This is a genomic window from Cupriavidus sp. H18C2 (assembly GCF_049393795.1).
GTDB lineage: Bacteria > Pseudomonadota > Gammaproteobacteria > Burkholderiales > Burkholderiaceae > Cupriavidus > Cupriavidus pauculus_C.
In genome coordinates this window covers 3,610,603-3,626,532 of record NZ_CP186010.1, presented here as the reverse complement: position 1 = coordinate 3,626,532, position 15,930 = coordinate 3,610,603, and the positions used below count along the sequence as shown (strand labels likewise).

The 15,930-nt window shown below is 68.7% G+C and carries 10 protein-coding genes; 1 reads left to right on the top strand and 9 read right to left on the bottom strand.

The annotated features are described in order from the left end of the window. Positions 1-192: 192 nt before the first annotated feature. The 4 genes from EPAKOI_RS16475 to EPAKOI_RS16460 form a co-directional block, all read right to left on the bottom strand. Positions 193-3,390, bottom strand: a complete 3,198-nt coding sequence (locus EPAKOI_RS16475) for an efflux RND transporter permease subunit (protein ID WP_423192642.1) — start codon at positions 3,388-3,390, stop codon at positions 193-195. A gap of 4 nt (positions 3,391-3,394) precedes the next feature. Further along, complete coding sequence (locus EPAKOI_RS16470) at positions 3,395-4,642, bottom strand: efflux RND transporter periplasmic adaptor subunit (protein ID WP_423192641.1); 1,248 nt, start codon at positions 4,640-4,642, stop codon at positions 3,395-3,397. A gap of 239 nt (positions 4,643-4,881) precedes the next feature. Then, the gene (locus EPAKOI_RS16465; protein WP_423192640.1) at positions 4,882-5,541 is read right to left on the bottom strand and encodes an MOSC domain-containing protein; all 660 of its coding nucleotides are present in this window, start codon (positions 5,539-5,541) and stop codon (positions 4,882-4,884) included. Between the two features lie 181 nt (positions 5,542-5,722). Next, a complete protein-coding gene (locus EPAKOI_RS16460; protein ID WP_124682830.1) occupies positions 5,723-6,736 on the bottom strand; it encodes a D-2-hydroxyacid dehydrogenase family protein in 1,014 nt (337 codons plus the stop codon). A 517-nt stretch (positions 6,737-7,253) separates the two neighbouring features. Here EPAKOI_RS16460 and EPAKOI_RS16455 point away from each other — a divergent pair. Then, positions 7,254-9,107, top strand: coding sequence for a phosphoenolpyruvate carboxykinase (GTP) (locus tag EPAKOI_RS16455; RefSeq protein ID WP_423192639.1), 1,854 nt, complete (start codon positions 7,254-7,256; stop codon positions 9,105-9,107). A gap of 431 nt (positions 9,108-9,538) precedes the next feature. Here EPAKOI_RS16455 and EPAKOI_RS16450 read toward each other — a convergent pair whose 3' ends face one another. The 5 genes from EPAKOI_RS16450 to EPAKOI_RS16430 form a co-directional block, all read right to left on the bottom strand. After that, a complete protein-coding gene (locus tag EPAKOI_RS16450) occupies positions 9,539-11,461 on the bottom strand; it encodes a TRAP transporter large permease (RefSeq protein WP_423192638.1) in 1,923 nt (640 codons plus the stop codon). Continuing rightward, positions 11,458-12,081, bottom strand: coding sequence for a TRAP transporter small permease subunit (locus EPAKOI_RS16445; protein ID WP_124682833.1), 624 nt, complete (start codon positions 12,079-12,081; stop codon positions 11,458-11,460). Before EPAKOI_RS16445 ends, EPAKOI_RS16450 begins: the two co-directional genes overlap by 4 nt. A gap of 37 nt (positions 12,082-12,118) precedes the next feature. Next, entirely contained in the window at positions 12,119-13,267 is a 1,149-nt protein-coding gene (locus tag EPAKOI_RS16440; RefSeq protein ID WP_423192637.1) for a TRAP transporter substrate-binding protein, read from the bottom strand. Between the two features lie 342 nt (positions 13,268-13,609). After that, the gene (locus EPAKOI_RS16435) at positions 13,610-14,299 is read right to left on the bottom strand and encodes a response regulator (protein ID WP_423192636.1); all 690 of its coding nucleotides are present in this window, start codon (positions 14,297-14,299) and stop codon (positions 13,610-13,612) included. Further along, on the bottom strand, positions 14,296-15,705 hold the full coding sequence (locus EPAKOI_RS16430; protein ID WP_423192635.1) for a cache domain-containing protein: 1,410 nt from the start codon (positions 15,703-15,705) through the stop codon (positions 14,296-14,298). The genes EPAKOI_RS16435 and EPAKOI_RS16430 overlap by 4 nt, the downstream gene beginning before the upstream one ends. Positions 15,706-15,930 lie beyond the last annotated feature (225 nt).

The window sequence follows — 15,930 nt, the reverse complement described above, 5'->3', positions numbered from 1 at the left end:
CGGCGCTAAATATTGATGCAATGGATGGATAACGCTGAATCAGATCCATCGACATTCATGCCAATGATAGCGACGACCGTGCAACGGGCGCGGTCGTCCGGCCAGCCAAGATAGCACCGGCAGCACGGCCGCGGCGGGCCAGGTGAGGGAAAAGGCGCGGCAGGCCGGGCGGCGGGCGCCCGGCCGCGCCGCTCAGTGCACGGGTTCCGCGCGGGCCTCGTCGGCCAGCGGGTTGCCTTCCGCGTCGATCTGCAGCGGGCCGCTGCCCGAATAGCGGTCCAGCGCCAGGTAGATCACCGGCGTGATGAACAGCGTGATGACCTGCGAGAACAGCAGGCCGCCCACCACGGCCAGGCCCAGCGGCTGGCGCAGCTCGGCGCCGGCACCCAGGCCCAGCGCCAGCGGCAGGGCGCCCATCACGGCCGCGAAGGTGGTCATCATGATCGGCCGGAAGCGCAGCAGGCAGGCCTGGCGGATGGCCCGGGCCGGCGCCATGCCCTGCTCGCGCTGCGCGGCCAGCGCGAAGTCGATCATCATGATGGCGTTCTTCTTGACGATGCCGATGAGCATCAGCACCCCGATGGTGGCAATCAGCGACAGCTCGACGTTGAACAGGAACAGCGTCAGCAGCGCGCCGATGGCCGCCGACGGCAGCCCGGCCAGGATGGTCAGCGGGTGGATGTAGCTCTCGTAGAGCACGCCCAGCAGCGTGTAGATCACCGCGATGGCCGCGATCAGCAGCACCACCTGCGTGGCCTGCGACGACTGGAACACGGCCGCGTCGCCGCCCCAGCTCGTGAAGATCGACGCCGGCATGTCGATTTCCTGCCGGTAGCGGTCCATCAGCTTCGACGCATCGCCCAGCGGCGCGCCCGGCGCCAGGTTGAACGACACCGTGACCGACGGCAACTGCCCCTGGTGGTTCACGGCAATCGGGCCCACGCGGCGCTCGGTGGTGGCGAATGCCGACACCGGCACCATCTGCCCGGTCTTGCTGCGCACGTAGAGCTTGGAGAACGCGGTCTCGTCCACGCGGTCGACGTCGGCGGCGGTCAGGATCACGTAGTAGTTGTCGATGGGCGTGTAGATCGTCGACACCTGCCGCTCGCCGAATGCCGTGTACAGCGCCGCGCGCACGTCCTGCATCTGCACGCCCATGGCGTTGGCCTTGTCGCGGTCGATGGTGAGCTGCGCCTCCAGGCCCGACTGCTGCGAATCGCTGGTCACGTCGCGGAAGATGGGCTCGGCGCGCATCTTGGCCATCAGCTTGTCGCTGTACTCCTGCAACTGGCCCGCCTTCACGCTCTGCAGCGTGTACTGGTAGCGGCTCTTGCTCTGCCGGCCGCCCAGCCGCAGGTTCTGCACCGGCGAGAAATAGACCTGCAGCCCCGGCACGCCGGCCACGTCCTTGCGCAGCGATTCCACCACCTGCGGCATCTTGGGGCGCTGGCCCAGCGGCTTGAGCTCGACGAACATCCGGCCCGTGTTGATGGCCGGCGAACTGCCGCCGCCAATCGACGCCACCACGCTCTTCACGGCCGGATTCGCGCGGATGCGCTCGGCCGCGTCGCGCAGGCGATCCGACATGGCATCGAACGAGATGTCCTGCGGCCCCTCGGCGTTGACCTGGATCTGGCCGATGTCTTCCTCGGGGAAGAAACCCTTGGGGATCTTGACGAACAGCACGGCCGTCAGCACGAACGTCAGCCCGGCTACGCCCAGCACCACGCGCCGGTGCGCCAGGCACCAGTCCAGCCCGCGCGCGTAGCGGTGCAGCGTCCACTCGAACAGGTCTTCGAACCACTGCGTGGCGCGCAGGCCGATGGTCTGCTTCTGCGCCGCGTGGTGGGCCGGCGCGCCGTGGGCGTGGTCGCCGTAGGCGTGCTGCGATTCGTCGACGGGCACGTTCTCGGCCGACAGGAAGCGCGCGCAGAGCATGGGGATCAGCGTCAGCGACACCAGCGCCGACACCAGGATCGACAACGACACCACGGCCGCGAACTCGTGGAACAGCAGCCCGATCACGCCCGGCATGAAGAAGATGGGGATGAACACGGCCACCAGCGAAATCGAGATCGACAGGATCGTGAAGCCCATCTCGCGCGAGCCCACCAGCGCGGCCTTCAGCGGCGGCACGCCTTCCTCGATGTGGCGCACGATGTTTTCCAGCATCACGATGGCGTCGTCCACCACCAGCCCCACGGCCAGCGTGATAGCCAGCAGCGACACGTTGTCCAGGCTGTAGCCGAACGCCTTCATTAGCGCCACGGTGCCGATCAGCGAGATGGGCAGCGACACCGTCGGGATCAGCGTGGCCGCCGCGCGGCGCAGGAACAGGAAGATCACCATCACCACCAGCGCCACGGTCAGCGCCAGCGTGAACTGCACGTCGTGGATCGATTCGCGGATCGAGTTCGAGCGGTCGTTCACCACGCTCACGTTGACCGACCCCGGCATCTGCTGGACCAGCCGGGGCAGGGCGTCCTTGATCGCGTCCACCACGGCCACGGTGTTGGCGTCGGGCTGGCGCAGCACGGCCAGCACGATCGAGCGCTCGTTGTTGAGCCAGCTGCCGGTCTTGATCGTCTCGACGCTGTCTTCCACGTCGGCCACGTCCGACAGCCGCACCACGGCGCCGCTGGGCTGGCTGGCCACGATGATGTTGCGGAACGCGTCGGCGTTGGTCATCTGGCGGTTGGCCTGGATGGTCAGCGTCTGGCGCGCGCCGTCGAGCGTGCCCACCGGCGTGTTGGCGTTGGCGCGGTTCAGCGCCGTGGCCAGCTCGTCCAGCGTCATGCCGCGCGCGGCCAGCGCGTCCGGGTGGGCGCGCACCCGCACCGAAAAGCGCTTCTGGCCGAAGATCTGCACCTGCGCCACGCCCGGCAGCGTGGCCAGCGTGGGCGAGATCAGGTTGTCGCCAAACGCGTTGAGTTCGCCCAGGCTCATCGACGGCGAGTTGATCGCCAGCAGGATCACCGGCGCATCGGCCGGGTTCACCTTGCGGTACGACGGCGGCACCGTCATCTCGATGGGCAGCGAGCGCTGGGCGCGGAACAGGGCCGCCTGCACGTCGACGGCCGCGTCATCGATGTCGCGGTCGCTGTTGAACTCGATCGTGATGCTGGAATTGCCAAGCGTGTTCGACGAGCTGATCACGGTCACGCCCGGGATCGTCGCGAACTGCTTCTCAAGCTGCGTGGCGACCGACGCCGCCATGGTCTCGGGGCTGGCCCCGGGCAGCGTGGCCGTGACCTGGATCACCGGCGAGTTGAAGCTGGGCAGCGCGGCGATCGGGATCGTCGGATACAGCACGATGCCCGTGACGATGACGGCCAGGCACAGCAGCACCGTCATGACGGGCCGGCGGATACAAAGCTCGGAAAGCGACATGGCCTCAGTGTCCGCCGTTGCCCACGCCCACGGCGGCGGGCGGTGCCGATGCGGCGCGCGGCGTGGCCTCGCGCACGAGGCTGCCCGGCCGCAGGTTCTGCGCGCCTTCGGTCACCACGCGCGCGCCGGGCTGCACGCCCTCGACCACGGCGGCGGCGGCCGTCGACACCAGCACCTTGACCGGCACGCGCGCCACCTTGCTGTCGGCGCCCACGGTATAGACAAAGCGGCCCTCGGGGCCGGTCACCACGGCCTGCGGCGGCACGCTCAGCGCGTTCTTCAGCACCTGCACCGTGGCGTTCACGTTGGCGTAGGTGCCCGGCCACAGCCGCTGTTCCTCGTTCGGGAACATGGCCTTGACGCGGATGCTGCCGTACTGCGGGTCGACGGTGTTGTCGACGAACGTGATCTTGCCAGTCACCGGCGCCGGGTTGCCGTCGTTGGGCTGGGCGGTCACGGTGACCGGGCCGGCCTGCAGCGCCTCGCGCAGCGCGGCAAGCTGGCGCTCGGGCAGCGTGAACATGACCGTGATCGGCGCGATCTGGGCGATGGTGACCATCGCCGTCGTGGTGGTGGTGTTGGTCGGCGTGACCAGCGAGCCCGGGAACACGTTGATGACGCCGGTGCGCCCGCCGATCGTCGCCCGGATCTGGCCGTAGCTGATGGCCACCTGGCTGGCCTCGATGGCGGCCTGGTCGGCGCGGATGGTGGCTTCGAAGCCGTCGACCTTGGCCTGCGCGGTGTCCACGGCGCTGCGCGAGATGAAATTGCGTTGCAGCAGTTCCTGGCTGCGGGCCAGCGTGCGGCGGGCATCGGCCAGATCGGCCTGATCCCGCATCAGCTGGGCGCGCGCCTTGGCCAGGTTGGCCTCGTCCATGCGGGTGTCCAGCGTGAACAGCAGGTCACCGGGCTTGACGGACTGGCCTTCCTTGATATGGACGGTGCGCACGGTGCTGGATACCTGCGGGCGCACGTCGACGGTCTGCATGGCCGTGACCGTGCCGTTGGCGGTGACCTCGACGGGCACGTCGCCCTGGCGCACCGGCGCGGTAGTCACCGTGGCCACGGCCGGGCCCTTGGGCGCCGGCTTGGCCGCGAACCACGTCTTCCAGCCGAACCACGCGGCCAGCGCCAGCACCAGCACGACCGCCACGGCGATCCAAGGCGAAGTGCGGCCGCGCCCCGTGGCGGCGGACGCGCTCCAGTTGCCATCGACGAAGCCTTTCGGCCGGTCGATCCCGTCAGTTTTCATGTGAGGACCCTCAAATCCCGCGTGGCGCGCTCCCCCGGTGGCGCCGGCTTCTTGGAGCCGGTTTGCGCCCGCGCAAATTGCTACTAGTACCGCATCGGCCCGGTCAGGCCAAGCGCGCGGTATTACAAGCCATTACAGCTTCGTCGGGGGAAAGGCTGCCCGGACCCGCGGGGGGTCGGTCGAATCGCTTGTATCAGATGTAAAACATTAGCAGAAAAGCGAGACGACTCAACTTGGGACTAACGCGCGGAGGCCTGGCGGTGGGCGGACTCGGCCAGACAGGCAATTGATACGCGGCGCGGGCCGGGGGTGAGGATCATGGTGTCGCCGGCCCGGATCACGCCAGACCGCACGACGCTCAGGTACACGCCCGAAAAGCCGCTGCGCGCCATGTCGCGCACGGCCTGGGCGTAGCCCATCACCGCGTTGAACTTGCAGCCCGGGCGGCGTGGCGATTCCACCACAAATTCGACCTCGCCGATGCGCAGGCGGTCGCCCACCCACAGCGCGGTCTCCACCAGCCCCTGCGTGGTCAGGTTCTCGCCCATCGCGCCAAAGGCCAGCGGGCGCTCGGCTTCCTCCACGCCGGCCTCGCGGCGGCGCGTGTTCCACCATGTGTAGTGCTCGATCGGATAGGCGTAGACGGCCCGGTTCGGCCCGCCGTGGACGCTGCGGTCCACCTGCTCGTCGCCGGCCAGGCCCAGCCGGTGCACGCCGACGGCGATCGGATGATGAAGCGTGCTCAGCGGGTGCTTGCGGACGGCCGACATCACCACCGCCTCGGTACCGGCACCGGCCACCACCAGCGGCAGCGCGGTGCCCACGTTGACCGCCAGGACACGGCCGGCGGCGGCACCGCCGGCGCCTGCGGGGTTGGGACGCGGATCGGATTCGGCCACGGGACGCCCTCCTTGCGTTTGCGGGCCTGCGCGCGATGCACCGGAGGCCCGGATGTCGCACGCTGACTGTTTGCACCGAGTGTACCGGCTCGTCCGCTCGTTTGAGGGCCGCCAATGTGGGCAAACAGACGCACGCCGGCCCGGCGCGCGCCGGGCCTGGCAGGGGGGGGGCGGGAAGCGCTCAGCGCGGCAGCGCTGGCGTGAGGGCCTTCGGATTGACGATGCTGTCGTGCTTGCCGCCCAGCACGTCCAGGATGTTCTGGAACGCCGTGCGGAAGTACAGCTCGTAGCTGTCGCGCTCCACGTAGCCCAGGTGCGGCGTGCAGATGCAGTTTTCCATGCGCAGCAGCGCGTGGCCCTGCAGGATCGGCTCCGACTCGAACACGTCCACCGCGGCCATGCCGGGGCGGCCCCGGTTCAGCGCGGCCACCAGCGCGTTTTCCTCGATCAGCTCGGCGCGGCTCGTGTTGACGAACAGTGCCGTGGGCTTCATGCGCTGCAGGTCGGCCAGCTTGACGATGCCGCGCGTCTCGTCGTTCAGGCGCAGGTGCAGCGACAGCACGTCGCTGTCCGTGAAAAGCTGCTCGACCGATTCGGCCACGTTCAGGCCGTCGTCGCGGGCAGCCTGTTGCGACGCCTCGCGGCCCCAGACCAGCACGTTCATGCCGAACGCCCGGCCGTAGCCGGCCAGCAGCTTGCCGATCTTGCCGTAGCCCCAGATCCCCAGCGTCTGGCCGCGCAGCACCTGGCCCAGGCCAAAGTTCGGCGGCATCGTCGTCGACTTCAGCCCCGACTGCTGCCACGCGCCGTGCTTGAGGCTGGCCACGTACTGGGGAATGCGCCGCTGCGCCGCCATGATCAGCGCCCAGGTCAGCTCCGCCGGCGCCACCGGCGAGCCCACGCCCTCCAGCACCACCACGCCGCGGTCGGTGCAGGCGTCCAGGTCCACGTGGTTACCCGCGCGGCCGGTCTGGCTGATGATCTTGAGCTTGGGCAGCTTTTCCAGCAGCTGGCGGGTCACGCGGGTGCGCTCGCGGATCAGGACCAGCGCCTCCACGTCGGACAGCCGCGCGGCCAGCTGGCCCACGCCCTTGACTGTGTTGTTGAAAACCTTGACGTCGTGCCCCTCCAGCAAGGAAAAGCACGGCAGCTTGCGTACGGCGTCCTGGTAATCGTCGAGAACGGCAATCTTCATGAGTGACTCGTTGGGGGCTTGGTGCGCGCGACCACAGAATCAGCGCGCGCCGGACAGTATTGTTAGCTTCCCTGACGCAACAATCGCAGCTGGCAAGCCGCGCGGTCCACGCCGCGCGACACGCACTGCGCGGTGGCGAACGGGCATTCTGACAGGGGAAACAATGCTGCGCAGCAAAAAACAGGGGCCCGGTACAGTGGTATTCTTGCCCGCTTCCCGCAGCGGACAGTGCGGTCGAGCCACGCTCCCGCCCCCTGTTTGCCGCCGGACAATGCCCGACCGGACCCTGGCGCCCGCCAAAAGCGGGCGAAGCGCAACTGTATCGCAGCCGCAGGGACCCCCGCGACCATTTGCGCGGATTTGGTCGTCGCCGAGTTGTAACGGGATGTGACGGTCAGCGAAGCGCATGCGCCACGCCCACTTTGCGGCAGGCCCGCTGCCCGCCTTTCCCCGTGATGCCGGCTGACGCCCCGGCCGGACAGGCCCCGAATTCCTTTTCGCTTTGGAGCATTCAAAAATGAACCACCCCACGATGCAAGGTACACCGGCGCTGAACGTGCCGGCCTGGGTCAAGAACCAGAAACTGGTCGCCTGGGTTGCGGAAATCGCCTCGCTGACCAAGCCGGACCAGATCTACTGGTGCGATGGGTCGCAGGAAGAGTACGACCGGCTGTGCGAGCAGATGGTGGCCGCGGGCACCATGCGCCGCCTGAACCCGGCCAGGCGCAAGAATTCGTTCCTGGCCCTGTCCGACCCGTCCGACGTGGCGCGCGTCGAGGACCGTACCTTCATCTGCACCGAGAAGAAGGAACAGGCCGGCCCGACCAACAACTGGACCGCCCCGGCCGAAATGCGCCAGACGCTGGCCGGGCTGTTCGACGGCTGCATGCGCGGCCGCACGCTCTACGTGGTGCCGTTCTCGATGGGCCCACTGGGCTCGCCCATCGCGCACATCGGCGTGGAGCTGTCCGATTCGCCGTACGTGGCCGTGAACATGCGGATCATGACGCGCATGGGCCGCGCCGTGTACGACGTGCTGGGCGCAGACGGCGAGTTCGTGCCGTGCGTGCACACCGTGGGCAAGCCGCTGGCCGCCGGCGAAAAGGACGTGCCGTGGCCGTGCAATCCCACCAAGTACATCGTCCACTTCCCCGAATCGCGCGAGATCTGGTCGTTCGGCTCCGGCTACGGCGGCAACGCGCTGCTGGGCAAGAAGTGCTTTGCGCTGCGGATTGCCTCGACCATGGGCCGCGACGAGGGCTGGCTGGCCGAACACATGCTGATCCTGGGCGTGACCTCGCCCGAGGGCAAGAGGTACCACGTGGCCGCCGCGTTCCCGTCGGCCTGCGGCAAGACCAACTTCGCCATGCTGATCCCGCCCAAGGGCTTCGACGGCTGGAAGGTCACCACGATCGGCGACGACATCGCCTGGATCAAGCCGGGCCAGGACGGCCGCCTATATGCGATCAACCCCGAAGCCGGCTACTTTGGCGTGGCGCCGGGCACGAGCGAGAAGACCAACTACAACGCCATGGCGACGCTCAAGGAGAACGTCATCTTCACCAACGTGGCGCTGACCGATGACGGCGACGTGTGGTGGGAAGGCATGACCAAGGAAGCCCCGGCGCACCTGATCGACTGGCAGGGCAAGGACTGGACGCCCGAGATCGCCCGCGAGACCGGCGCCAAGGCCGCCCACCCGAACGCCCGCTTCACCGCGCCGGCGTCGCAGTGCCCGTCGATCGACGAGAACTGGGACAACCCCGCCGGCGTGGCCATCGACGCATTCATCTTCGGCGGCCGCCGCAGCACCACGGTGCCGCTGGTGACCGAGGCCCGCAACTGGACCGAAGGCGTCTACATGGCCGCCACGATGGGCTCCGAAACCACCGCCGCGGCCGCCGGCCAGCAGGGCGTGGTGCGCCGCGACCCGTTCGCCATGCTGCCGTTCTGCGGCTACAACATGAGCGACTACTTCGGCCACTGGCTGGCGCTGGGCAAGAAGCTGGAGGCATCGGGCGCCAAGCTGCCGAAGTTCTACTGCGTCAACTGGTTCCGCAAGGACGCCGACGGCAACTTCGTGTGGCCGGGCTTTGGCGAGAACATGCGCGTGCTGTCGTGGATGATCGACCGCGTGGAAGGCCGCGGCCAGGGCCAGGAACACGTGTTCGGCACGTCGCCGCGCTACGCCGACCTGAACTGGGACGGCCTGGCCTTCACGGCCGAACAGTTCGACCAGGTCACCTCGATCGACCGCGACGCCTGGCAGCAGGAACTGGCACTGCACGACGAACTGTTCACGCAGCTCCAGCACAACCTGCCGCCCGCCCTGGTGGAAACCAAGGCAGCCCTGGCCAAGCGACTGGGCTGATTCGCTGGGTGGTGGAAGAAACGCCGGACGGCTGGTGGCCGTCCGGCGTTTTTTGTTTGGGGTCGGCGACGACGCTGAGGACTGCGCTGTCTTGGCTCCCCTCTCCCGCGCGCGGGAGAGGGGGTTGGGGGTGAGGGCGTCGAGGCTCTGCTTGCCGACCGCATCGCATCTTGCGCCGCCGGCCCTCTCCCCCGGCCCCTCTCCCGCCGTGCGGGAGAGGGGAGAAACCCGCCGGGTATTCACAATGCCGCTGTCTTGGCTCCCCTCTCCCGCGCGCGGGAGAGGGGTTGGGGGAGAGGGCGTCGAGGCTCTGCTTGCCGACCGCATCGCATCCTGCGCCGCCTGCCCTCTCCCCCGGCCCCTCTCCCGCCGTGCGGGAGAGGGGAGACCACAAGCGCAAGGCGGAAGCTCGCCTTGTCATCTCCCACAGCCTACCGATACAAAACCTGCGGCAGCCACAGCCCGATTTCCGGGAACACGTACAGCAGCGCCAGCGCCACCACCTGGATGGCCATGAACGGCAGCATGCCGGCGAAGATCTGGTTCAGCGTGACGTGGGGCGGGGCCACGCCCTTGAGGTAGAACGCGGCCATCGCCACCGGGGGCGACAGGAAGGCTGTCTGCAGGTTCAGCGCGACTAGCAGGCCGAAGAACAGCGGGTCGATGCCGAAGTTGTCCAGCAGCGGGATGAAGATCGGCATGAAGATGATGATGATCTCGGTCCATTCCAGCGGCCAGCCCAGCAGGAAGATGATGACCTGCGCCAGGATCATGAACTGCACGGGCGTGAGGTCCAGCGACAGCACCCATTCCTCGACCAGCGCCTGGCCGCCCAGCAGCGCGAACGCGGCCGAGAAGATCGACGAGCCGACGAACAGCCAGCACACCATCGCGCTGGTCTTGACCGTCAGGAATACCGAATCGCGCACCACGCCGTAGTTGAGCTGGCCGTACGCGGCCGCCAGCACCGCGCCGCCGAGCGAGCCCACGGCGGCGGCCTCGGTGGGCGTGGCCAGCCCGAACACGATCGAGCCGAGCACGGCCAGGATCATCACCGCCAGCGGAAAGAACGACGACAGCAGCAGCTTGAAGATTTCCAGCCGGGCGAAGTTGAAGAACCAGTAGAACAGCGCCAGCGCGGCGGCCACGACGGCCAGCGTGATCCAGAACCACGCCGGGGCAGGCCGGGACGGCGCATCGGCCGCCGGGGCAGCCGGCAGGGCCGTGGCCGGCGCGACGTCCTGCGCGGTGGCGGGCTTGGGCGTTACCGTGGCCGGGTCGGCGTTGAGCGGCGCGGGCGCGTCGCTGTCGGCCGGCGGGGCCTGCAGGTCGTCGAACGATTGCGGCGCGGCCTCGGTGGCGGCGCCCATCTCGACCAGGCCGCCCGACGCCTCCACGGCGCGCGGCGCGGTCACCGCCGCGTACATCAGGCTCATCGCCACGGCCACCACGAACGCGGGCATAAGCACCACGCCCAGTTGGCGCATCAGGTAGCCGGCCGGCACGTCGGCGTTGCGGCGTCCCTTGAAAGCCAGCAGCAGCGCGGGCAGCGCGCGATGGCTGAACTGGTCGTGCAGCGTGGCCGCGAAGCCGGACAGCGGAATGACCCGTTCCTCGCGCGACAGCGGCGGCGCCAGCGACGGCTTGAGCTTGGCGATGATGATCGCGTAGACGATGTAGAGCCCGGCCAGCATCAGCCCCGGGAAGAACGCGCCCGCATAGAGCTGCACGACCGACACGCCGGCCGTGGCGCCGTAGACGATCAGCAGCACCGACGGCGGGATCAGGATGCCCAGGCAGCCGCCGGCGGTGACCGCCCCGGCCGACAGCTGCGGGCTGTAGCCGGCGCGCAGCATCGCCGGGAATGCCAGCAGCCCCATCAGCGTCACCACGGCGCCGACGATGCCGGTGGCCGTGGCAAACACCGCGCAGGTAATCAGCGTGGCCACCGCCAGCGACCCCGGCAGCCACGCCAGCGCCAGGTGCAGGCTGCGGAACAGCTTCTCGATCAGGTTGGCGCGCTCGACCAGGTAGCCCATGAACACGAACAGCGGCACCGAAATCAGCACGTCATTGGTCATGACCGCATAGGCGCGCTGGACCATCAGGTCGAGCGTCTGTTCCACGGCGATGGCGGGGTTGGCGTGGCGGTACGCCAGCCACGCGAACAGCACGCCCATGCCCATCAGCGTGAATGCCGTGGGAAAGCCGAGCATGATCGCCACCACGATCAGCGCCAGCATCAGCAGGCCCAGGTGGCCGTTGGTCCAGTCCGCCGGGGACGGCATCAGGAAGATCACTGCGCCGATGATCAGCACCATCAGCGTCACGCCGAACCACAGTTCCTTTCTCATTGCGCGCGCTCCTCCACCTTGGGCACCGCGGCCGGCGCCACGCCGTGGGCAGCGTCCTGGCCCACCATCTGCTTGAGCTTGTCAACGTCCACCTCCTCGACGTCGTCCTCGCGCCGGGGCCAGTGGCCCGTGGACACGCACATCACGCAGCGCGCCACCTCGGCCACGCCCTGCAGCAGCAGCAGCGCGCCGGCAATCGGGATGACGGCCTTGAACGGGTAGATCGGCGGCCCGTCGGCGGCAATCGACGAGTGCTCGTTCTGCGCCAGCGACACCTCGAAGAAGTCGATGCCGGCCCAGGCCAGCGCGATCACGCCAGGGAAGAAGAACACCAGGTACAGCACCAGGTCGATGGTGGCCTGCGCGCGCGGCGCCAGGAAGCCGTAGAGGATGTCGCCGCGCACGTGGCCGCGCTTGGCCAGCGTGTAGGCGCCGCCCAGCATGAACAGTGCGCCGTAGAGCATGTTGCTGGCGTCGAACACCCAGGCGTGCGGCGTGCCCAGCGCGTAGCGCGAGAACACCTCGTAGCTGATCATCAGCGTCAGGCCGACGATCAGCCACGAGGCCGCCTGTCCCACGACCGTGCTGATCCGGTCGATACCCAGCAGCAGCTTTTGCATGCGGTGCTCCGTCAGGCGCGCAGGCGTGGCGGCCCCATCAGCCGCGTTTGGTCGAGAAGTAGTACGAGGCGGCCATCCGGTAGTCGACGTTGGTGTCGTTCTGCCAGCGCGTGCTGCGCTGGGCAAACGCCTTCATCGAGTCGTTGACCTTCTTGAACATCGGGTTCTCTTTTTCCTTGCGCGCGACGATCTCGTCCCAGATCTTCAACTGCGCCTGGAGCACCGAGTTGGGCGTGGCATAGAACTTCACGCCCTGTTCCTGCAGCGCCTGGTAGTCCTTCGCGTACCGGTCGATGGCCTTCATCGACATCTCGGCCGAGCTGGCGTCCACGGCATTGGCGATCAGCGCGCGCAGCTTGGGCGACAGCGCCTCGTAGCGCTTGCGGTTGAACAGGATCTCGAACTGCTCCGAGCACTGGTGGAAGCTGCGCAGCATGCAGACCTTGGAGACGTCCTGGAAGCCCAGCGCGCGGTCCGGGCTGGCGTTGTTGAACTCGGCGGCGTCCAGCAGCCCGCGGTCCATCGCCGGCACGATCTCCGCGCCCGGCAGCGCGTTCACCGCGGCGCCCAGCCCGGTGAAGATGTCGATCGACAGCCCGACCGTGCGGAATTTCAGCCCCTTGAAGTCCTCGGGCTTGGTGATCGGCTTCTTGAACCAGCCCAGCGGCTGCGTGGGCATCGGCCCGTACAGGAACGACACCACGTCCAGGTTCAGGCTCTTGTAGATCTCCTGCTGCAGTTCCTTGCCGCCGCCGTACTTGTGCCAGGCCAGCAGCATGTTCGGGTCCATGCCCCAGGCCGGGCCCGAGCCCCAGAGCGCCAGCGCCGAGTTCTTGCCGTACCAGTAGGCAATCACGCCGTGGCCGCCGTCGAGCGTGCCCTTGCTGACCGCGTCGATCAGGTCGAACGCCTTGACCACGGCGCCGGCCGGCAGCAGCTCGATCTTGATCTCGCCGCCCGACATGTCGTTGACCTTCTTGACGAAGTCGCCGGCGAACTCGTGGAAGATGTCCTTGGTCGGCCACGTGCTCTGCCAGCGCATGGTGACCGGCCCCTGGGCCTTGACGATGGCCGGAAAGCCCATCGTGGCCGCGCCGGCCGCCGCCGCGGTGGCGCCGCCGATGAAGCCGCGCCGCGAAACCTTCTCACCGGCACCGCCGGTGCCATCCTTGCGCCTTGCTGCCATGACCGTCTCCCCTTTCGTGTTGGACGAACCGACGAACGACAACTGCACACCCGCCCCCCGGCGCGCCGGCCATGGGGCCGGTGCCGCCGGAAGCGGGACAAAGGCAATAGGAAGGTTTCGGTGCGGGGGCTCGATGCGCCGTGGTCGGGGCGGCGTGCCGCGCGGCGGCCGGCATGGCGCGCGCAGGCAGACATTCGCAGACAGGTTCATGGCCCTTCAGTTGACTTGATCTTAGGCAGCGCTGATCACGTCAACAATGTAGGGATTACCCGATTCGGTGGCGCGCATCGCACGCGGGCCGGCCCGGCGCACGCCCGTGCGGCGCCCCGGCACCCGTGGCGGCTAGGCCGGGTCGCGGTCCAGGCCCAGCTGCTGCACCGCGTACTTGACCAGCTCCGCGCGGCCCTCGATGCCCAGCTTGCGCTTGAGGTTGAGCCGGTGTGTTTCCACCGTGCGCACCGACACCCCGAGCCGCGCGGCGATGTCCTTGTTCGACTGGCCCCGGCCGATGCCGTGCAGGATGTCGCGCTCGCGCGGCGTCAGCGCGTCCAGCGGGCTGATCGCCTGCTCGGCCATGCCGCGGGCAATGCGCGCGCTGTAGAACACCCGCCCGGCCAGCACGGCCTGGATGGCGGCCATCAGCTCGTCGGCCGGCGCATCCTTGAGCACGTAGCCGCGCGCGCCGGCCCGGATGGCCTGGCGCACGTATTCAAGGTTGTCGTGCATCGACACGATCAGCACGGCTACCTCCGGATACCGGTCGTGCAGCGCCCCGGCCAGCGCGATGCCGCCCATGCCGCGCATGCCGATGTCGGTAATCACCAGCTCGGGCACGCTGGCCGGGCCGGCGCCGGCCAGCCACGCCAACGCCGCCTCGCCGTCGTCGGCCTCGCCCACCACTTCCAGGCCCGGCTGCAGCGCCAGGTGCATGCGCATGCCGTCGCGCACCAGCGCGTGGTCGTCGATCAGCAGCACGCGGGCCGGGGCGTTCGAGGGCGGTGGGACGAGGTCTTCGTCGAGCAAAACGGTCATGACAGGGGGATATCGGTGGAAACGGGGGGCATGGGGGCCACGGCCGACGCGGCGGACGCCGGCAGCACCGCCACCAGCCGCGTGCCGGACGGCATCGACACGATGTCGAACTGTCCGCCCAGCGCGGCCATGCGCTCGCGCAGGTTGCGCAGGCCGATGCCGCGCTGCGGGTCGTGCTGCATGCGGGCGACGTCGAAGCCGGTGCCGTCGTCGCGCACGGTCAGGCGCGTGGCCGACGGCGAGAAATCGAGTTCGATGCGGACATGCCGCGCGTGCGCGTGGCGCTCCACGTTGGCCAGCGCCTCCTGCGCGATGCGGAACAGCGCCGTGGCCTGTTCGTCGGACAGCGTGCGCGGCTGGCCGGACTGCGCCACCTCCACGCTCAGCGTGCTGCCGGCCTGCATCTCGCGCGCCAGATGCTGCAGCGCCGCAAACAGGCCCAGGTCGTCCAGAAGGGCGGGGCGCAGGTTGCGGGCCACGCGCCGCACCTCGTTGAACGCCGAATCGAGCCGGTGCAGCGCCATGCCGAGGATGGGGGCCACCGCGGCGCCTTCGGCCGGGGCCGTGCGGATGCGGTTGGCGGCGGCTTCCAGCACCAGCTTGACCGACACCAGCAACTGGCCGATGCCGTCGTGCAGCTCGCGCGACAGCCGCGCGCGTTCCTCTTCCTGCGACTGCACCACGCGCTGCGCAAGCTGGCGCAGCTTGGCGTCGGCCTCGCGGTGTTCGCTGATGTTCAGCGCCAGCCCGCTGGCGGCCACCAGCAGGATGCTGATGCCGGCGATCACGCCGATCCAGGCCATGGTCTCGCGGATGTCGGTCTCGGCGCGCGCGTCGAGCTGGCGCAGCGTCCGCTCGACGTCGTCCAGGTAGATGCCGGTGCCGAGCATCCAGTTCCAGCCCGGCACGGCCACCACGTAGCCCAGCTTGGGCACGGTCTGCTTCGACGACGGCTTCTGCCACATGTAGCGCACGGACCCGCCGCCCGCCTTGGCGGCCGTCACCAGCTTCTGGATCGTCAGCGCGCCCTGCGGGTCGCGCATCAGCCACAGGTCCTGTCCCACCAGCTCGGGCTGGCGCGGATGCATCAGATTCCGACCCTGCAGGTCGTAGAGGAAGAAGTAGCCGTCCGGGCCGTAGTCCAGCCGGGCCAGTGCCTCCATGGCTGCCTGGCGCGTGGCGGCGTCGGTGCGGCCCGACTGCACCATCGGCGCGATGGCGCTCTGGGCCAGGTCGACGTAGTGGCGCAGCTCGGTTTCCTTGCTCTGCAGGTAGGCGGCTTCCACCAGCGCGCGCTCGTGGCGCGCCAGCGCGGTGGCCTGGTAGCGCACGGCAAAGGCGATGCCGAGCATCGCGACGGCCAGGGGCGCCACGGCCAGCAACAGGATCTTTTGGCGGAGTTTCATCTGAACCGGGGGTAAACACCGATGCCGGGGAGGCCGCCTGGCATCGTCGGTCTACGTACTACTACGCACCGGTGTTGCGTAGTTTCGCGCTTGTGCCGACATGGGCGGCTGTCAATACTACACGCCGGTTCGCGTCCGGGCTTGCCCCGCGCCGCAAACCGACGCAGTAGGTGCGCCGCGGCATGGCATTTCCGCCAGATCCGGGACGCACTGCCTGCCTGCACG